Genomic DNA, 17,816 nt, shown 5'->3' with positions numbered 1-17,816 from the left:
GCCCGACCTGCGCGGCCGCGAGGCGATCCTCCGGGTCCACTCCCAGGGCAAGCCGATGGCGCCGAACGTCGATCTGCACATGGTCGCCAAGCGGACGCCGGGCTTCACCGGCGCGGATCTGGCGAACGTGCTGAACGAGGCGGCGCTGCTGACCGCGCGCACGGCGCGGACCCAGATCGACGACTCTGCTCTCGACGAGGCGATCGACCGCGTGATCGCGGGGCCGCAGAAGCGCACCCGCGTGATGAACGAGAAGGAGCGCAAGCTCACCGCCTACCACGAGGGCGGTCACGCGTTGGTGGCGGCGGCCCTGCGCTACACCGACCCGGTCACCAAGGTGACGATCCTGCCCCGCGGCCGCGCGCTCGGGTACACGATGGTGATGCCTGCCGAGGACAAGTACTCGGTCACCCGCAACGAGCTGCTGGACCAGCTCGCCTACGCGATGGGTGGTCGCGTGGCGGAGGAGCTGGTGTTCCACGACCCGAGCACCGGGGCGTCGAACGACATCGAGAAGGCCACGGCCACGGCTCGCAAGATGGTCAAGGAGTACGGCATGAGCGAGCGTGTTGGTGCGCTCCGGCTCGGTCAGGCCGATGGCGAGGTGTTCCTCGGTCGCGACATGGGTCACCAGCGTGAGTACTCCGAGGATGTCGCCGGCGTGGTCGACGACGAGGTGCGTCGCCTCGTGGAGGCGGCCCACGACGAGGCGTGGGAGATCCTCACCCAGTACCGGCACGTGCTCGACGCGCTCGCGTTCGCACTGCTCGAGCGCGAGACGCTCAACGAGGCCGAGATCGCCGAGGTGTTCACGCCGATCGAGAAGCGGGCGCCGCGACCGGTGTGGCTGTCCAGCGCGCACCGCACGGTCAGTGAGATCCCGCCGGTGCAGTCGCCCAAGGAGATCGAGAGTGGTGCGCCCCACATGCTGCCGCAGGACGAGATCGCGGCCGCGGGCAGCGAGGAGAACCCTGCCGAGGAGATCCGCGAGCTTCCTCCGGACGACGTCGTGGACAGCCGGGACTGAGCCGATGTCCGAGGAAGTCGGGGTGCCCGGTCCGCCGGGGTACGACGAGGATGCTGCGGCCGCCGCGGTGCGCGACCTGCTGGTCGCGCTCGGCGAGGACCCGGACCGTGACGGTCTGCTCGAGACGCCGCGCCGGGTGGCGCGCGCGTACCGGGAGGCGTTCTCGGGGCTCGGCCAGGAGCCGGCGGATGTGCTCCAGACGTTCTTCGAGATCGGGCACAACGAGCTGGTGCTGGTCCGTGACATCGAGGTCTACTCCACCTGCGAGCACCACCTGCTGCCGTTCCATGGCGTCGCGCACGTGGGGTACATCCCCGGTGCCGATGGCCGCGTCACCGGGCTGAGCAAGCTCGCGCGACTGGTCGACGTGTTCGCCAAGCGGCCGCAGGTGCAGGAGCGGCTCACCTCTCAGGTGGCGGATGCTCTGATGGCGGAACTCGGCGCGCACGGAGGCATCGTCGTCATCGAGTGCGAGCACCTGTGCATGTCGATGCGAGGGGTACGCAAGCCCGGCTCGCGCACCGTGACCTCCGCGGTGCGAGGGTCGCTGCGCGACCCCACCACACGCGCCGAGGCGATGAGCCTCATCACGCGTGCGTGAGAGGCTGGACCCGTGAGCGCCGCTGCCCCTGCTGCCACGAGGGTGATCGGTGTCGTCAACGTGACACCGGATTCCTTCAGTGACGGCGGCCAGTGGCTCGACCCGGAGCTCGCCATCGCGCACGGCCGACACATGCTTGCCCAGGGTGCGGCCATCCTCGACGTCGGCGGCGAGTCCACGCGTCCGGGGGCCGGCCGCGTACCCGAGGACGTCGAGCTGGACCGGGTGCTCCCGGTGGTTCGCGAGCTGGCAGGCGAGGGCGCCGCGGTCAGCGTGGACACCATGCGGGCGGCGGTCGCGGCACGTGTGCTCGACGCCGGAGCGCACTACATCAACGACGTGTCGGGGGGCCTCGCCGACCGGGACATGCCGCGGTTGGTCGCCGAGCGTGGCTGCGAGGTGATCGTCAGCCACTGGCGCGGCCATGCGGACGTGATGAACGGCCTGGCCGACTACACCCACGTGGTCCCGGAGGTGGCCGGCGAGCTGTCGGCGCGGGTGGAGGCGTTCCTGGCTGCCGGTGTGCGGCCCGACCGGATCATCGTCGACCCCGGGCTGGGGTTCGCGAAGGATGGTGGCGCCAACTGGGAGTTGCTCGCCCACGTCGAGACCTTCCTCGAGACCGGCTACCGGGTGCTGATCGGTGCCTCCCGCAAACGGTTCCTCGGCGAGCTGCTGGAACGTGACGGCGTGCTCGCGTTGCCCACCTACCGGGACCGCGCCACGGCTGCGGTGTCCGCGTTGATGGCCGAGCGTGGCGTCTGGGCGGTGCGGGTCCACGACGTGGCAGGCTCGGTGGACGCGGTACGTGTGGGCTCGGCTGTGCGTGCAGCGCGCCGCGATTCGCTAGGTTCGAGCAGGTCGGAACGGGAGATGACATGAGCATCACGGGCACGGACGTCATCAGGCTGGTCGGGCTCGGTGGTGTGGGGCGGCACGGTGTGCTGCCCGAGGAGCGGCGCGACGGGCAGCTGTTCAAGGTCGACCTGCTCATGCACGTGGACACACGTGCGGCGGCCGCCGGTGACGACCTCGCCCAGACGGTGAACTACGCCGAGGTGGCGAGCGACGTCGTCGGGCTCATCGAGGGTGAGCCGGTCAACCTCGTCGAGACGCTGGCGGCCCGGATCGCCGACGCCGTGCTCGCCCGGTCGGCCGTGCAGGGCGTCGAGGTCACCGTGCACAAGCCCGAAGCGCCCGTGGGCGTGCCGTTCGACGACGTGCAGGTCACGATCGTGCGGGGAGCGGAGCAGGCGCCGCCGGTGCCCGCGGCCGCTCCGGCGCCCGTGGCGGCCGAGCCCGTGGTGGCGGCGCCGGCGGTGGCGGCGCCTGTGGTCGAGCCTGAGCCCGACGAGGGCGTGCCTGCCGTCGCGGAGGCTGAGCCTGAGCCGCAGGAGCCGCCCACGGATCTCGATGCTGAGCCGGCCGAACCGGTGGAGGTGGTGCTCGGCCTCGGTGGCAACGTCGGCGACGTGCGCGCCACGCTGCGGCAGGCGATCGACGACCTCGCAGCGGCCGAGGTGCTCGAGGTGATCGCGGTCGCGCCGCTCGCCAAGACCGCGGCGGTGCTGCAGCCCGACGCCGTCTCGCAGCCCGACTACCTCAACACCGTGGTGGTGGCTCGCACGGGGGCGTCGCCACGGGCCCTGCTCGCTCTCGCGCAGCAGGTGGAGGCCGCCCACGGTCGGGTCCGCGAGCAGCGGTGGGGCGAGCGCACGCTCGACGTCGACATCATCACCTACGGCTCGATCTCGAGCCCCGACCCGGATCTGAGCCTGCCGCACCCCCGCGCCAACGAGCGCGCGTTTGTGCTCGTGCCGTGGGCGCACCTGGACCCCGACGCCTTCCTTCCGGGGCTCGGCGGCGGACCGGTGGCCGTGCTGGCGGACACCGCTCCCGACCGTGAGGGAGTGCGCTGGCTCGCCCTCGATTGGTACGAGCAGCGCGCACCTCGGCCCGCGGCCCCGGTGGCGGCGTCCGCCGCCGAGGACCGCGACCCCGAGCCCGAGGTCGAGGACGTCTCGACCTCGCGCGTGGACACCGGCAGCGCCGCCGCGGCGGTCGCTGCCGAGGTGGCACCCGAGTCGCACTCGCCGTACGCGCGCCCGGCGGCGCCCGAACCCGCGCCCGAGCCGGTTCCCGACCCGCAGCCCGCGCCGGTGCCTCAGCCACAGCCCGAGCCGTTGCCTGAGTCCGACCCCGTGCCTGCCGCTGCACCCGAGCCGGCGCCTGCGGCGGAGCCCGACCCCGAGCCCGACCCCGAACCCGAGCCCGACCCCGACCCCGACCCCACCCCCGCGTCACAGGTCGAGCCCGACGCGCGGCACGTGCCCGCGTCGGAGGCACGGTTCGCGCCCCCGGTCGCCCCCGCACCGGTGCCGCCGGCAGCGCCGGCACCGGAACCCGCACCGCACCCGGAGCCTGAGGCTGCGCCCCGGGTGACCGCCGCGCCGGAGCCCCAGCCGGCACCTCAGCCGGAGCAGGCGGCGCCACCGGTCGCACCCGCGCCGGAGCCGCAACCCAGCGCGCCGTGGGAGCAGCCGGAGCAGCAGGAGCCGTCGCCGACGAGGATCCGCCCCCGCTGGGAGCCGATCCGCCGCGAGGACTCCGAGGAGTAGCCCGCGCGTGCCTCCCAACTCCGAGCCGGACCCCGGACTGCGGGTGCGGTGGGTGACTCTCGGCGCGGTCTTCCTCGCCGTCGGCACCGCGAGCGCGGTGGCGCTGCGGTGGTGGCAGAGCCGGGGCGGCGACCTGCCGGTGATCCCGCTGCTGCTGGCTGCACTGCTCGTGATCGTCGGGGCCACCGTGCTCGTGTTCGGTCTGCGGGTGCGGCGCTGGGTCGCGCGAGGCGAGGCGATCGACCCGCTCGGGGCGGCCCGCACGCTCGCGCTGGGTCAGACCGCGGCGATCGCGGGTGCCGTGGTCGCCGGCTACCTCGCCGCCTCGCTCGGTCTGGCGGCGACGATGCTGGAGCTACCGGAGCCGCGTCAGGTCGCGGTGGCGTCGGGGATCGGTCTGCTGGCAGCGGTCGCGATGGCCGTGGCCGGCATGGTCACCCAGTGGTGCTGCCGGGTCCCGCCGGAGGACGAGGACGAGCCGCCCGCCGGCGGCACCGCCCGCCCCCTGACCTGACCCGCCCCCGGCTGATATCGGCGCCGTGCTCGGGGCGCGCGGAACGGGATCGCACGGTCCGCCGCGCGGGGGAGCACTTCTGCTGGCCGTGTCGGGGAGAATGGGCCGCATGGACTCGACAGCCTTCGACGTACCCGGGGTGAGCTGGACGCCGATCTCCGACAAATTGATCGGTGTGCGTCGGCTCACGGCGGGGATCTGGCTGGGCATCCCGCTGGTCGCCACCGCTGTGCCCGCGGTGATTTTCGGCGGCGCGGTCTGGATCGCGCCCGCGGTCGTCGCGCTGTTCCTCGTGTGGGCGTTCTGGCTGATCCCGCGGCAGGTACGCGCGCTCGGATACGCCGAGCTCGACGACGATCTGCTGATCCGCAAGGGCGTCATGTTCCGTTCGCTGTCGGTGGTGCCGTACGGGCGCATGCAGTTCGTGGACGTCCAGGCGGGTCCCCTCACCCGCCGAGCCGGCATCGCACAGGTGCAGCTGCACACGGCATCGGCGGGCAGCGACGCCGCGATCCCCGGACTTCCCGAGTCCGAGGCCGCACGGCTGCGTGACCGGCTCTCCGAGGCCGGCGAGGCGAGGCTGGCCGGCCTGTGACCGCACCCTGGAGCCCGCCACCGGGCGTGCCGGTGCCGGACCAGCCGAGCACACCACCGGGTGAGCCGGCAGGACCGGGCGAGAGGTCGCCGTCGGGCACGGCGACCGAGAGCCAGCCACAGGTGGAGTGGCGGCGCCTGCACAAGGTGACCCCGGTGCTCAACGCGTGGAAGGCAGCCGCGGTGCTGCTCGGTATCGCCGTATGGAACTACGGCGAAGAGCTCGCGGCGCTCGAGCTGCCGGTGCTGCAGAAGGGGCTGTTCGTCATCGGGGCGATCGTGCTCGGTGGCCTGATCGGGCTCGGGTACGGGGCGCTCGCATGGCGCCGCACGCAGTACGGGATCGGAGCCGAGAGCGTGTTCCTGCACTCGGGTGTGCTGTGGCGGCAGCAGCGCCACGTGCGCCTCGACAGGTTGCAGGCCGTGGACGTGACGCAGCCGCTGCTGGCGCGCCTGTTCGGCTTCTCCTCGCTCAAGATCGAGTCGGCGGGCGGTGCCGGCTCCAACCTCACGCTCTCCTACCTCACCGACGACGAGGCTCAGCGCGTTCGCAACGAGATCCTCGCGCGCGCCGCCGGTGTCAAGCAGAGTGCGCAACCCGCCGGCAGCCCCCCGGTGGCCGCCGGTGCAGCCCCCGAGCGGCAGCTGCTGGAGCTCAGCTCCGGCCGGCTGATCGCCTCGCTGGTGCGGTCCGCCGGCGTGATGTTCGCGCTGCTGCTCGTGGTGGGTCTCGTGGTCGCCGTGATCATCACCGGGAGCTTCCGGTTCGTGGCGGGTGCCCTGCCCGGCGTGCTCGGTGCCGCCGGGTACGTGTGGTCCCGGTTCGCCGGAGAGTTCTCGTTCCGGATCGGCATCTCCGCTGACGGCGTGCGGCTCCGGCACGGGCTGCTCGAGGCCAAGGCCCGCACGGTGCCTCCCGGGCGGGTGCAGGCGATCGCCCTGTCCCAGGGGCCGCTGTGGCGCGGCAAGGGCTGGTGGCGGATCCGCATGAATGTGGCCGGCTACGGTGCCGAGGGCGACCAGGAAGGGTCGACCGTGCTGTTCCCGGTGGCCACCGAGGACGAGGTGCGGCAGATCCTGCCGCTCGTGCTGCCGGACCTGGGCACCGATGCACCGGTGGAGGTGCTGCAGGCCGCGATGACCGGCCGCGGCGACGACCACGGGTTCATCGTCTCGCCTCGGCGCGCCCGCCTGCTGGATCCGTGGAGCTGGCAGCGCAACGGCACCCGCGTCACCCGCACAGCCACACTGCTGCGCTCGGGAGTCTGGTGGCGCTACCTGGCGATCGTGCCGCACGAGCGCACCCAGTCCCTGGCGCTCACCCAGGGACCGGTGGAGCGCCGTCGCGGACTCGCGGGGCTCGACTTCCACTCCACGGCGGGCCCGGTCCGCGCATCGGCGATCCACCTCGACGTCGAGACCGCGCGTGCCCTGCTGCTCGACCTTGCCGAGCGGACCCGCGAGGCACGCCGCCACGCAGCGCCCGAACGGTGGATGCAGCTTGCGGACGAGAGCACGCGAACCCCGGCAGCCGAGCTGAGGGCCGGGTTCGCCGGCGTGCTGCCCAGCACGCCCGACCGCAGCAGCAGCCTGTGACCGCACGTCCTGGCCGGCTCGGCGTCGGTGTGGTGGGGGCCGGGCGGGTGGGGGCCGTGCTCGCGCACGTGCTCCGCGGCACCGGCCACGCCGTCATCGGCGCGAGCGGCGTCTCCGACGCGAGCCGCGAGCGGATTGCCCAGCTGTTGCCCGACGTTCCGGTGCTGGAGGTCGAGCAGGTCGTCGAGCGCGCGGAGCTCGTGCTGCTGACCGTGCCGGACGATGCCCTCAGACCTCTCGTCAGCGGTCTCGCCGCCCTCGGGCGGTTCCGCGAGGGTCAGCTGGTGGTGCACACCGCGGGTCGGTTCGGGACCGAGGTGCTCGCGCCTGCACGCGACGCCGGCGCGATCCCGCTCGCGATCCACCCGGCGATGACCTTCAGCGGTACCGAGACCGACATCGCCCGGCTCGTGGGCGCGCCGTTCGCGGTCACGGCCGAGGAGGGGGCGCTGCCGATCGCCCTCGCACTCGTGGTCGAGCTCGGCGGTGAGCCCGTGGTGCTCCCCGAGCACGCCCGCGTGCGCTACCACGCTGCGATGTCGCACGCCTCGAATCACCTCGTCACCCTGATCGCGCAGGCGCGTGGCGCCCTCGCGACGATCGACGGCGTCGACCCCGGGATGCTGGGGCCGCTCGCACAGGCCTCTCTCGACGGCGCCGTGCACCGCGGTGACGCCGCCCTCACCGGACCGGTCTCTCGCGGCGATGCCGGCACGGTGGCCGAGCATGTGGCCGCGCTCGTCGAGCTGGACGGGCAACCCGACCTGCTCGCCTCCTACCGCGCACTGGCCAGGGCGACGGCGCAGCGTGCCCTGCGCACCGGGCGGCTCACCGACACCCCGGCGAGCGACGTACTCAGCGCGCTCGACGGGTACCCGCCCCGCGCCGTAGGCGAGCCGCCCCGGCTGATCCGCAGCGTCGCCGACCTCCGGGATGCGCTCACGCCGCGCCGCCGTGCCGTGGTCATGACGATGGGCGCTCTGCACGAGGGCCACCTCGCACTCGTGCGCCGGGCGGCCCAGCTGGCCAAGGAGGTGGTGGTGACGATCTTCGTCAACCCGCTCCAGTTCGGTGCGGGTGAGGACCTCGAGCGCTACCCCCGCACGCTGGACGCCGATCTCGCCGTGCTCGCTCGGACCGGCGTGGTCGATCTCGTGTTCGCACCGTCGGTCGAGGAGATGTACCCCGACGGCGAACCTCGCGTCACGCTCTCGGCCGGCCCCATGGGTGAGGTACTCGAGGGTGCCTCCCGGCCCGGTCACTTCGACGGCATGCTCACCGTGGTCAACAAGCTGCTGCACCTGACGCGACCGGACGCCTCGGTGTTCGGGCAGAAGGACGCGCAACAGCTCGCGCTGGTGCGGCGTATGGTCGCCGATCTCGACATGGGCGTGGAGATCGTCGGTGAGCCGATCGTGCGCGAGCCTGACGGTCTGGCGAGATCCAGTCGAAACGTCTACCTGTCGGCACCCGAGCGGCAGGCGGCGCTGGCACTCTCACGGGCGATGGCGGCGGGGGTCGCCGCGGCCGCTGCCGGTCCCGGGGCGGTCCTCACAGCCGCTCGAGATGTGCTCGACGCCGCAGGCCCCCTGGTCGAGGTCGACTACCTCGCGCTCGTGGACCCGAGCACCATGCGTGCCCCCGAGGCCCGCGACGCGGCCGCGGAGACGTTGCTCGCCGTCGCCGCCACGGTCGGGCGGACTCGGCTCATCGACAATGCGGTGATTGACTGTCCTGGTGAGGAGTAGTTCCGTCATGCACGAGGACGATCAGTCGCTGCCCGAGCAGTACCGCGTGCGCCGTGACAAGCGCGACCGGATGCTCGCCGAGGGCCGCGAGCCGTACCCCGTGGCGGTGCCGGTCACGCACACGATCGCCCAGGTCCGTGCGGCGTACCCGGACCTCGATCCCGGGGCCGAGACGGACGACGTGGTGGGCGTCGCGGGCCGCGTGGTCCACCTGCGGAACACCGGCAAGCTGTGTTTCGCCACCCTGACCGACGGTGCAGGCGAGCGGCTGCAGGTGATGCTCTCGCTCGCAGAGGTAGGGGAGTCCTCGCTCGAGCGCTTCAAGGCCGATGTCGACCTGGGCGACCATCTCTTCACGCACGGCCGCATGATCTGCTCGCGGCGCGGCGAGTTGTCCGTCTTCGCCGATGATTGGCAGATCGCAGCGAAGTCGTTGCGGCCGCTTCCCACTCTCCACAAAGAGGCATCCGAAGAGACTCGGGTACGGCAACGTTATCTCGATCTCATCTCTCGACCAGCGGCGAGAGAGATGGTCACGGTGCGCTCCGCCGTCGTGAGATCGCTCAGATCCGAGCTCCACGAGCGAGGATTTACGGAGATCGAGACACCGATCCTGCAGACGCAGCACGGCGGCGCGGCGGCACGGCCATTCATCACGCACATGAATGCCTACGACATCGATCTCTACATGCGGATCGCGCCAGAGCTGTTCCTCAAGCGCGCGGTGGTCGGTGGAATCGAGCGGGTATTCGAGCTCAACCGAATCTTCCGTAACGAGGGTGCGGACTCTACGCACTCACCCGAGTTCGCCATGCTCGAGGCGTATCAGGCCTACGGTGACTACCTGTCGATCGCCCACCTCACACGCGAGCTGGTGCAGGCGGCCGCGAACGCGGCATTCGGGACCACTGAGGTGACATTGGCCGATGGCAGTAGTTACGACGTCGGCGGGGAGTGGCCGCAACTCGATCTGTACACGGCCACGTCCGAGGAAATGGGGACCACCATTTCACCCCAGACGCCGTTGGATGAGTTGCTCGCGCACGCTGCGGCCGCGGGCCTGCAGCTCGACCCGAGGCACCTGACCCCGGGCAAGGTGACCGAGGTGCTGTTCGAGCACTACGTCGGTGATCACCTGTGGGAGCCCACGTTCGTGCTGCACTACCCGGTGGATACCTCACCGTTGGTGCGCGAGCATCGCAGCCGGCCGGGCGTGGTCGAGAAGTGGGACCTGTACGTGCGGGGCGTCGAGCTCGGCACCGGGTACTCCGAGCTTGTCGACCCGGTCATCCAGCGCGAGCGGTTCGAGGCGCAAGCGCTGCTCGCTGCGCAGGGAGATCATGACGCCATGCGTGTGGACGAAGAGTTTCTCGAGGCGATGGAGTACGGTATGCCTCCGATGGGTGGGATGGGTATGGGGCTCGACAGATTGCTGATGGCACTGACTGGTCATGGTATTCGGGAGACGATCCTGTTCCCGTTGGTGAAGCCACGATGAACGAGATCCTGGCAGCAGTTCTCCCGCCGATCGGGATCCTGATCCTGTTCGTGATCGTGATTCGCGCGTTCGTTCTCGCTGATCGTCGTGAGCGGGCCGCGCGCGTGAAGATCGAGGCGGAGGTCGACAAGCGGCGCCGGGAAAGAGCGGCCGAGAATCAGCAGTCGGAAAACGGCTGAGCCCACGCAGATTGACATCTCCTGCCGGAGAGTGTTTAGATTTTCACTGCTCGGGGGCCTGAGAGTGACAATCGTGCCCATCGAGCCGGACCTGATTACCTCTCACGAAGAAGGGCCTAGTCATGGCACAGAAGGTCAAGATTCTGCTCATCGACGACCTGGATGGCAGCGACGCGGACGAGACGATCTCCTTCGCTGTCGATGGCGTCTCCTACGAGATCGACCTCAACAGCGAACACGCTGCCGAGCTGCGTGAGGCATTTGCGCGCTGGATCGGTCACGCCCGCCGTGCGGGTGGTCGAAAGGCGACCGGGCGTCGCTCCAGCTCCGCATCACGCAGCGGCGACACCGGCGCGATCCGTGAGTGGGCGCGCGAGAACGGCTACAAGGTCAGCGACCGTGGCCGCGTCTCCGCGGAGATCCGCGAGGCCTACGCCGCCGCGCACTGATGACCGACATCTGGGTGGGGAGCAGCTCCCCGCAGATCTCGAGGCTCGCCGGCCCCCAGCTGTCCCCTGCAGGGGCTGCCGAGCGGCCGGCGTTCCTGGCTCTGCACCCGAGTACGGCGCGGCTGTACGCCGTGGACGAGTCCAACCCCGGATCGGTCGCCGCGTTCGAGGTCACCGGTGCCACGCTTCGGCGGACCGGCGATGTGAGCAGCGGTGGCAGCGGTCCGTGCCACCTGTTCGTCCACCCCGAGGGTGGCTGGCTGTACACCACGAACTACGGCGACGGCGTCGCGACCGCTCTCGCGCTCGACGCCGCCGGTGACCTCCCCGGCGAGGCGGTGCCGTTGCCGCACGCCGGCAGCGGTCCGAACAGCGCGCGACAGGAACGGTCGCACGCGCACTCCTCGTGGGTCACACCCGGCGGAGGATGGCTCGTGGTCGCCGATCTCGGCACCGACGAGTTGCGCTCGTATCGACTGGAGCACGGGCGCCCGGTCGGCGCACCCGTGCTCACGGCGCTGCCGCCCGGCAGCGGCCCCCGGCACGCCGCGGTGGTCGGCGAGCTGGTGCACGTGGCCTGCGAGCTGAGCTGCCAGGTGCTGACGCTGCGGTGGGACGAGGGCGCCGGAACCGGCGAGGTGATCGGCGCGGTCGAGACCGTGACTCTCCCCGCTCGCTCGGGGGATGACCACACGCTGTCCCATCTGGAGCCGATCGACGAGAACACGCTGGTGGTCGGCGTTCGTGGCGCCGACTCGCTCGCCGTGGTGGGACTCGTGGACGGTGTGGTGGACCGGCTGCTCGAGGAGGTGCTCACGGTCGCCTGGCCGCGACACCTCACGGTGGTGGACGGGACCGTGCTCGTGGCGGGGGAGCGGGCCGATCTCATCGGGGTGCACCCGATTGTTCCGGGTGACCGGGGCGCACAGGTGGGTGCCCTCGGCGAGCAGGTGCAGGCGACCGCGCCGATGTGCCTGGTGCCCGTGCGCTGAGCGTTCTGGCCGGGTCCACCGATGCGGCAGACTGGCGTCATGACCTACACCTTGGTGCTGCTCCGCCACGGCGAGAGCGAATGGAACGCCCTCAACCTGTTCACCGGATGGGTGGATGTGCCGCTGTCCGAGAAGGGCCGCGGCGAGGCCGCGCGCGGCGGTGAGCTCCTCACCGAGGCAGGCGTGCTGCCCGATGTGCTGCACACCTCGCTGCTGCGCCGCGCCATCACCACCGCGCACCTCGCGCTCGACGCCGCGGACCGGCACTGGATCCCGGTGCGCCGCGACTGGCGCCTCAACGAGCGCCACTACGGAGCGCTGCAGGGCAAGGACAAGAAGCAGATCCGCGACGAGTTCGGCGACGAGCAGTTCATGACCTGGCGCCGCAGCTACGACGTGCCGCCGCCCTCGATCGAGCTCGGCTCGGAGTTCAGTCAGGATGGCGACCCGCGGTACGCAGGCGAGCCGATCCCGGCGACCGAGTGCCTCAAGGACGTCCTCGAGCGCGCGCTGCCGTACTGGGAGGGCGCGATCGTCCCTGACCTGCGCGCGGGCAAGACGGTTCTGGTCGCCGCGCACGGCAACTCGCTGCGCGCGATCATCAAGCACCTCGACGGCATCGACGACGCCACGATCGCCGGCCTCAACGTGCCCACCGGGATCCCGTTGGTCTACGAGCTCGATGAGGACCTCAAGCCCGTGACCCCGGGCGGCACCTACCTCGACCCGGCCGCGGCCGAAGAGGCGATCGCCGCCGTCGCCAATCAGGGCAAGTAGCTCGCCCATCTCGCTTTCAACGCTCTTTCGGCGCCGTCCCAAAGGGTGAGAGCACGACGTCTCAGGTTCGCCGAAAGAGCGTTGAGAGCGAGGAGCGACCTCAGTCGCGGAAGGTCTCGATCTGCGCGCCGAGCGAGATGAGCCGGTCGGCCAGGTGCTCGTAGCCGCGGGCGATGATGTCGACGCCGCGCAGCACCGAGGTGCCCTTCGCGGCGAGCATCCCCAGGAGGATGACGACGGCGGGGCGCAGGGCGGGTGGGCAACTCACCTCGGCGCCGGACCAGTGGGTGGGCCCGGTCACGTCGAGCCGGTGCGGGTCGAGCAGCCGCACGCTCGCACCGAGCCGATTGAGGTCGGTGAGGTAGATCGCGCGGTTGTCGTAGACCCAGTCGTGGATCAGCGTCGAGCCAGAGGCGCATGCAGCGATGACCGCGAAGAACGGCAGGTTGTCGATGTTCAGGCCCGGGAACGGCATCGGGTGGATCTTGTCGATCGGGGCGCGCAGCTCGCTCGGGTGCACGGTGATGTCCACGAGGCGGGTGCGGCCGTTCCCCGAGGTGTACTCGGCGCCGAGGTCGTAGCGCAGTCCCATCTCAGCCAGCGTGGCAATCTCGATCTCCATGAACTCGATCGGCACGCGCGTCACCGCGATCTCGGAACCGGTGACGATCCCGGCGGTGAGCAGGCTCATCGCCTCGACCGGGTCCTCGGCGAGGGTGTAGGTGACGTCGGCGTCGATCTGGGTCACGCCGTGGATCCGGAGCGTCGTCGTGCCGATGCCCTCGATCTGCACACCGAGCAGCTCGAGGTAGTAGCAGAGCTCCTGCACCATGTAGTTCGGGGAGGCGTTGCGGAGCGTGGTCACGCCCGGGTGCCGTGCCGCTGCCATGATCGCGTTCTCGGTCACCGTGTCGCCGCGCTCGGTCAGGACCACGGTGAGATCGCCGTCGCGATCGCGGGTCACCGTGGCGCGGTAGGCGCCCTGCGTGGCCAGCACGTCGAGCCCGAAGTGCCGCAGCGCGATCATGTGCGGCTCCACGGTCCGGGTGCCGAGGTCGCAGCCGCCGGCGTAGGGGATCTCGAAGACGTCGAGGCGCCCGAGCAGCGGCCCGAGGAACATGATGATGCTGCGCGTGCGGGTGGCGGTGTCGACGTCGATCGACTCCAGGTCGAGCTCCTCCGGGGTGATCAGCTCGAGGTCGCGGCCGTTGCTCGACCACGTCGCTTGTACGCCGATCGAGGCGAGCACGGCCACGATCCGCTCGACCTCGACCATGCGCGCGACGTTCTTCAGCACCGTGCGGCCACGGTTGAGAAGAGCGGCGCATAGCAGGACCACGGCGCCGTTCTTGGAGGAGTTGACGGCGATGCTCCCGGAGAGCGGTTGGCCGCCGGTCACCCGCAGGTGGGTCGGGCTCTTCGCCCCGATCGTCACCAGGTCGGCGTGCAGCGCTGCGTTGATCCGCGTCAGCAGCTCCACGGAGAGGTTCTGACCGCCGGACTCGATCCGGGCGATCGCGCTCTGGCTGGTGCCGAGCTCCTCCGCGAGCTGGGTCTGGGTGATTCCCCTCGCCTGCCGGGTGGATCGGATCAGGGCACCGATCTCGGTGAGCGGTGCGAGTCCGGACGTCGGGTCATCGAGCGTGAGCGTCATAGCGTCGATGGTATATCTCAGATCCGAGATATTGCTGTAGCGCTCGTCACATGGGTGGGGCTCCGGGACGTGCCGCAGTCGGCTCAGCCGTCGGCGTTGCCGTTCCCTGCGTCGAGGTCGCCCGTGACCAGGTAGGTGATGCGGCGGGCCACCGAGACGGCGTGGTCGCCGAAGCGCTCGAAGAACCGTGCCAGCAGGGTCACGTCGACGGTCTGCGCCGTCGAGCCCTGCCACGACTCGGCGAGCGTGATCTTGAAGGTCTCGGTGTGCAGCTGGTCGAGCACGTCGTCGTCGCGCTCCACGGCCGAAGCCAGCTGGAGGTCGTGCGACGACAGCAGCTCGACGATGTCGTTGGCGACCTTGATGGCGGCCACCGAGAGATCGTTGAAGACGTGCTTGGCACTCTCGGGAAGCGTGGCCTCGGGATACCGGAGCCGCACGACCTGGGCGATGTGCCGCGCGAGGTCACCCATCCGCTCGATCGAGCTGCTCATGCGCAGCGAGGAGACGATGACGCGAAGGTCGGTCGCCACAGGCTGCTGACGTGCCAGCAGCATGATGCATCGCTCGTCGAGCGCACGCTCCAGCTCATCCACCTTGGCGTCGGCCTCGATCACCCGCTCCGCGAGCTCCAGGTCGCCGGTGATCAGCGCCTTCGAGGCGTTGCTGATGGCGTCGGCGACGTGCTTGGACATCTGCAGCAGGTCGTCGCCGATCTGCCCCAGCTCCTGGTCGAAGATTGCTCGCACCCTGCCTGCTCCTTGACGTCGAGGACCTGCGATCGCGGTGATCCTCACCGCCGCCACACGGTGGCACCGGTGAGTGAACGGGCAGTGCCGCAGAGATGAACAACGACCCCGTGCCCGGCAGATAGAGCCTATCGGTGCCGTGAGCACGGCATCGTGACGCCTACGCTGTGGCGACGTGGAGGAAAACTGGCTGCTCATCGTGGTCGCCCTGCTGGGCGTCGGGGTTGGTGCTGCCGGCGTGGGGGCATTCCTGTACAGCGAGCGAAGCCAACGCACCGTGCCGCTCACGACGCCACCGCCGCCGGTCGACGACGACGTGGCCGAGGTGCTCGCCGCACTGACTGCGACATCGGTGCTGCTGGGGCCGGACGAGGAGGTGCTGCGTGTCAGCGCCGATGCGTACGCGAAGGGTTTGGTGCGCAACGGCCGGATCCCGTCCGCCGACGTCTCGCGTCTCGTGTCCGATGTGCGCGCCGGCGGTGCCGCCCAGCGCATGACCGTGTCGATCTCCCGATCGGCGCTGACCACCTCGGACCGACTGGTGTTCGACGTGATCGCTGCGCCGCTCTCGGGTGGACGCGTGCTCGTGCTCGCCGAGGACACCACGGCGTCGCGGCGGCTCGAAGAGGTGCGGCGCGACTTCGTGGCGAACGTCTCCCATGAGCTGAAGACGCCGGTGGGCGCGCTGTCGTTGCTGGCGGAGACGATCGCCGACGCCGCCGACGATCCCGCCACCGTGCGGCGCTTCAGCCAGCAGATGCGCAAGGAGGCGTCGCGGCTCTCGCTCCTGGTGGCGGACATCATCGACCTGTCCCGGCTGCAGGCGCCCGACACCGAGACTGCACTGGTCGAGATCGCTGTCGGCGACGTCGTCGGCGAGGCCGTTGACCGGGTGCAGGTGCAGGCTGGATCTCACGGTTCGACGATCGTGGTCGGATCCGACGACGGCCTGCGCGTCTACGGCGACCACGGGCTGCTGGTGACCGCGCTGCGCAACCTCCTGGACAACGCACTGCGCTACTCGCCGGACGGCTCTTCGGTGCGCGTCGGGATACGCGCACGCGACGGCGTCGTCGAGATCGCCGTGGTCGACCAGGGCATCGGGATCGCCGCGAGCGAGACCGAACGGGTCTTCGAGCGTTTCTACCGGGTGGACCCGGCCCGTTCGCGCGAGACCGGAGGCACCGGCCTCGGACTCAGCATCGTCAAGCACGTCGCCGCGCGGCACGGCGGCGACGTCCGACTCTGGTCGGCCCCCGGACGCGGGTCGACCTTCACTCTCCGTATCCCTGAGGTCGAGGGCGCCAGTGCCCCGCGACCGCCTGTCACGACGAGGAAAGAAGCATGACGACAATCCTGGTGGTCGAGGACGAGGACGCCTACCGCGACCCGTTGACGTTTCAGTTGAGCCGCGAGGGCTTCGAGGTGGTTGCCGTGGCGACCGGACCGGCCGCCCTGGAGGCCTTCGACGAGCACGCGGTGGACCTGGTGCTGCTCGACCTGATGCTTCCCGGGATGTCCGGGGTGGAAGTCTGCCGCGAGCTGCGTCAGCGCTCCAACGTCCCGGTCATCATGGTCACAGCGAAGGATGGCGAGATCGACAAGGTCGTGGGCCTCGAGCTCGGCGCAGACGACTACGTCACCAAGCCCTACTCCTTCCGTGAGCTGCTGGCGCGCGTGCGCGCCGTGCTCCGGCGGGGTGCGGACACGACCCAGGAGGGGGACGATGACGGCGTCGGCCTGCTGGCTGCCGGGTCGATCAGGATGGATACCGACCGCCATGTGGTCACGGTCGACGGCGAGGAGGTCGCCCTTCCGCTGCGCGAGTTCGAGCTGCTGGAGATGTTCCTACGGAACCCGGATCGGGTGCTCACGCGTGGCCAGCTGATCGACCGTGTCTGGGGCAGCAACTACGTGGGCGACACCAAGACGCTCGACGTCCACGTCAAGCGCATCCGCGGCAAGATCGAGCCCGACCCCTCGGACCCGCGCGTGCTGGTGACCGTGCGCGGCCTCGGCTACAAGCTGGTCGGCTGACCCTCACCGAGCCGTCTCAGGCCGCGAGGTACTCCAGGTACTCGTCGTAGGGGGCGAGTGTCCCATCGAGCACGGTCACGTTGATCGACGTCGTTCCGGACGCGGCGGTCGCGACCGTGACCGTGAGGTTCGCACCCGGTGCCACCGGGCTGGCCGCGAGCGTGGTGGTCACGCCGTCGTCGTGCGCGGGGTTGAGCAGCACCGTGCTGTTGCCATCGACGCGGACGTCCACGGTGTCGGCCTCGCCGAACGTGAGCGAGACGGTGGTTGCGTCAGGCGAGTGGTTGGTCACTCCGCCGACGACGAGCGCCGGCTCACCCTCGCCGGTGGTGAGCACGAGCAAGTTGGAGATCGTGAGCTCGTCGCCGAGCACGACGCGGTTGCCATCGCTCGGGGCGTACTGGAGCTGTGTGGTGATCGGCGAGCAGGCGCCGACGCCTGCGGCGGCAGCGGCCCCGATCGCCAGGGCTGCGAGCGCGCGCGACAGCCGCCGCGAGTGTCCGACTCCGGTCCGACCTGCCATGTCTGTGCGCTCCTCAACGGCTCGTGAATGTGACTGAAACCCAGCATGGGCCCTGTCACCCCGCAGCCTACTGCCGCGCGAGCGGCGCTGTGCGCGGGCGTTGCTCGGCCGTGACCGACGGCGACCTGCGAGCCGGTGACCTGCACAAACGCAGCGGCCTCCGGTCTGTCGGTGGCCTCGTTCATGATAAACTCAACCGTTGGAAAGGGGAGTGCCAAACTCATGACCTTCACAGTCGGCGAGACCGTCGTCTACCCGCA

Annotated in this window: 17 protein-coding genes and 1 pseudogene; 15 read left to right on the top strand and 3 right to left on the bottom strand. The window is 70.5% G+C overall.

What is annotated here, in order from left to right; translation table 11 throughout:
- From ACOJSN_RS11945 to ACOJSN_RS11885, 13 genes and pseudogenes are all read left to right on the top strand, one after another.
- Nucleotides 1–1,027, top strand: a pseudogene (locus tag ACOJSN_RS11945) (cell division protein FtsH); the annotation flags it as partial.
- A 4-nt stretch (nt 1,028–1,031) separates the two neighbouring features.
- Nucleotides 1,032–1,628 carry a GTP cyclohydrolase I FolE gene (gene folE, locus ACOJSN_RS11940; RefSeq protein ID WP_420112721.1) on the top strand — a complete coding sequence of 199 codons (597 nt, stop codon included), beginning with the start codon at nt 1,032–1,034 and terminating at the stop codon, nt 1,626–1,628.
- Between the two features lie 12 nt (nt 1,629–1,640).
- On the top strand, nt 1,641–2,510 hold the full coding sequence (gene folP / locus ACOJSN_RS11935) for a dihydropteroate synthase (protein ID WP_420112720.1): 870 nt from the start codon (nt 1,641–1,643) through the stop codon (nt 2,508–2,510).
- Complete coding sequence (gene folK / locus ACOJSN_RS11930; protein ID WP_420112719.1) at nt 2,507–4,246, top strand: 2-amino-4-hydroxy-6-hydroxymethyldihydropteridine diphosphokinase; 1,740 nt, start codon at nt 2,507–2,509, stop codon at nt 4,244–4,246. The genes folP and folK overlap by 4 nt, the downstream gene beginning before the upstream one ends.
- 7 nt (nt 4,247–4,253) lie before the next feature.
- Nucleotides 4,254–4,760: a DUF3180 domain-containing protein gene (locus tag ACOJSN_RS11925; RefSeq protein ID WP_420112718.1), complete on the top strand. Its 507-nt coding sequence runs from the start codon at nt 4,254–4,256 to the stop codon at nt 4,758–4,760.
- 109 nt (nt 4,761–4,869) lie between these two features.
- Complete coding sequence (locus tag ACOJSN_RS11920; RefSeq protein WP_420112717.1) at nt 4,870–5,355, top strand: PH domain-containing protein; 486 nt, start codon at nt 4,870–4,872, stop codon at nt 5,353–5,355.
- Nucleotides 5,352–6,950: a PH domain-containing protein gene (locus ACOJSN_RS11915; protein ID WP_420112716.1), complete on the top strand. Its 1,599-nt coding sequence runs from the start codon at nt 5,352–5,354 to the stop codon at nt 6,948–6,950. The genes ACOJSN_RS11920 and ACOJSN_RS11915 overlap by 4 nt, the downstream gene beginning before the upstream one ends.
- On the top strand, nt 6,947–8,698 hold the full coding sequence (gene panC, locus ACOJSN_RS11910) for a pantoate--beta-alanine ligase (protein ID WP_420112715.1): 1,752 nt from the start codon (nt 6,947–6,949) through the stop codon (nt 8,696–8,698). Before ACOJSN_RS11915 ends, panC begins: the two co-directional genes overlap by 4 nt.
- 7 nt (nt 8,699–8,705) lie before the next feature.
- Nucleotides 8,706–10,196 carry a lysine--tRNA ligase gene (gene lysS, locus ACOJSN_RS11905; RefSeq protein WP_420112714.1) on the top strand — a complete coding sequence of 497 codons (1,491 nt, stop codon included), beginning with the start codon at nt 8,706–8,708 and terminating at the stop codon, nt 10,194–10,196.
- Complete coding sequence (locus ACOJSN_RS11900; protein WP_420112713.1) at nt 10,193–10,375, top strand: hypothetical protein; 183 nt, start codon at nt 10,193–10,195, stop codon at nt 10,373–10,375. The genes lysS and ACOJSN_RS11900 overlap by 4 nt, the downstream gene beginning before the upstream one ends.
- A gap of 122 nt (nt 10,376–10,497) precedes the next feature.
- Nucleotides 10,498–10,824 carry a histone-like nucleoid-structuring protein Lsr2 gene (locus ACOJSN_RS11895; protein WP_420112712.1) on the top strand — a complete coding sequence of 109 codons (327 nt, stop codon included), beginning with the start codon at nt 10,498–10,500 and terminating at the stop codon, nt 10,822–10,824.
- Nucleotides 10,824–11,816 carry a lactonase family protein gene (locus tag ACOJSN_RS11890; protein ID WP_420112711.1) on the top strand — a complete coding sequence of 331 codons (993 nt, stop codon included), beginning with the start codon at nt 10,824–10,826 and terminating at the stop codon, nt 11,814–11,816. Before ACOJSN_RS11895 ends, ACOJSN_RS11890 begins: the two co-directional genes overlap by 1 nt.
- A gap of 39 nt (nt 11,817–11,855) precedes the next feature.
- Nucleotides 11,856–12,593 carry a phosphoglyceromutase gene (locus ACOJSN_RS11885; protein ID WP_420112710.1) on the top strand — a complete coding sequence of 246 codons (738 nt, stop codon included), beginning with the start codon at nt 11,856–11,858 and terminating at the stop codon, nt 12,591–12,593.
- A gap of 100 nt (nt 12,594–12,693) precedes the next feature.
- On the opposite strand, the gene ACOJSN_RS11880 is transcribed toward ACOJSN_RS11885, so the two are convergent.
- Entirely contained in the window at nt 12,694–14,247 is a 1,554-nt protein-coding gene (locus ACOJSN_RS11880) for a helix-turn-helix domain-containing protein (RefSeq protein ID WP_420112709.1), read from the bottom strand.
- Between the two features lie 83 nt (nt 14,248–14,330).
- On the bottom strand, nt 14,331–14,996 hold the full coding sequence (gene phoU, locus ACOJSN_RS11875) for a phosphate signaling complex protein PhoU (protein ID WP_420112708.1): 666 nt from the start codon (nt 14,994–14,996) through the stop codon (nt 14,331–14,333).
- Between the two features lie 175 nt (nt 14,997–15,171).
- On the opposite strand from phoU, the gene ACOJSN_RS11870 reads away from it, so the two are divergent.
- The gene (locus ACOJSN_RS11870; protein ID WP_420112707.1) at nt 15,172–16,344 is read left to right on the top strand and encodes a sensor histidine kinase; all 1,173 of its coding nucleotides are present in this window, start codon (nt 15,172–15,174) and stop codon (nt 16,342–16,344) included.
- Nucleotides 16,341–17,033: a response regulator gene (locus ACOJSN_RS11865; RefSeq protein WP_420112706.1), complete on the top strand. Its 693-nt coding sequence runs from the start codon at nt 16,341–16,343 to the stop codon at nt 17,031–17,033. The genes ACOJSN_RS11870 and ACOJSN_RS11865 overlap by 4 nt, the downstream gene beginning before the upstream one ends.
- Nucleotides 17,034–17,049: 16 nt before the next feature.
- On the opposite strand, the gene ACOJSN_RS11860 is transcribed toward ACOJSN_RS11865, so the two are convergent.
- Entirely contained in the window at nt 17,050–17,556 is a 507-nt protein-coding gene (locus ACOJSN_RS11860; protein ID WP_420112705.1) for a hypothetical protein, read from the bottom strand.
- Nucleotides 17,557–17,816: the final 260 nt, after the last annotated feature.

This window comes from Pseudactinotalea sp., from assembly GCF_048594945.1.
Lineage (GTDB): Bacteria > Actinomycetota > Actinomycetes > Actinomycetales > Beutenbergiaceae > Pseudactinotalea.
Note: the sequence above shows the minus strand (reverse complement) of the source record. Positions and strands in the feature narration are given on the sequence as shown.

Bases quoted from the DNA above. Each gene is read 5' to 3' on its own strand.
- folE (WP_420112721.1), top strand. From the start codon at position 1,032: ATGTCCGAGGAAGTCGGGGTGCCCGGTCCGCCGGGGTACGACGAGGAT.
- folK (WP_420112719.1), top strand. From the start codon at position 2,507: ATGAGCATCACGGGCACGGACGTCATCAGGCTGGTCGGGCTCGGTGGT.
- ACOJSN_RS11920 (WP_420112717.1), top strand. From the start codon at position 4,870: ATGGACTCGACAGCCTTCGACGTACCCGGGGTGAGCTGGACGCCGATC.
- lysS (WP_420112714.1), top strand. From the start codon at position 8,706: ATGCACGAGGACGATCAGTCGCTGCCCGAGCAGTACCGCGTGCGCCGT.
- ACOJSN_RS11900 (WP_420112713.1), top strand. From the start codon at position 10,193: ATGAACGAGATCCTGGCAGCAGTTCTCCCGCCGATCGGGATCCTGATC.
- ACOJSN_RS11895 (WP_420112712.1), top strand. From the start codon at position 10,498: ATGGCACAGAAGGTCAAGATTCTGCTCATCGACGACCTGGATGGCAGC.
- ACOJSN_RS11890 (WP_420112711.1), top strand. From the start codon at position 10,824: ATGACCGACATCTGGGTGGGGAGCAGCTCCCCGCAGATCTCGAGGCTC.
- ACOJSN_RS11885 (WP_420112710.1), top strand. From the start codon at position 11,856: ATGACCTACACCTTGGTGCTGCTCCGCCACGGCGAGAGCGAATGGAAC.
- ACOJSN_RS11880 (WP_420112709.1), bottom strand. From the start codon at position 14,247: ATGACGCTCACGCTCGATGACCCGACGTCCGGACTCGCACCGCTCACC.
- ACOJSN_RS11865 (WP_420112706.1), top strand. From the start codon at position 16,341: ATGACGACAATCCTGGTGGTCGAGGACGAGGACGCCTACCGCGACCCG.
- ACOJSN_RS11860 (WP_420112705.1), bottom strand. From the start codon at position 17,556: ATGGCAGGTCGGACCGGAGTCGGACACTCGCGGCGGCTGTCGCGCGCG.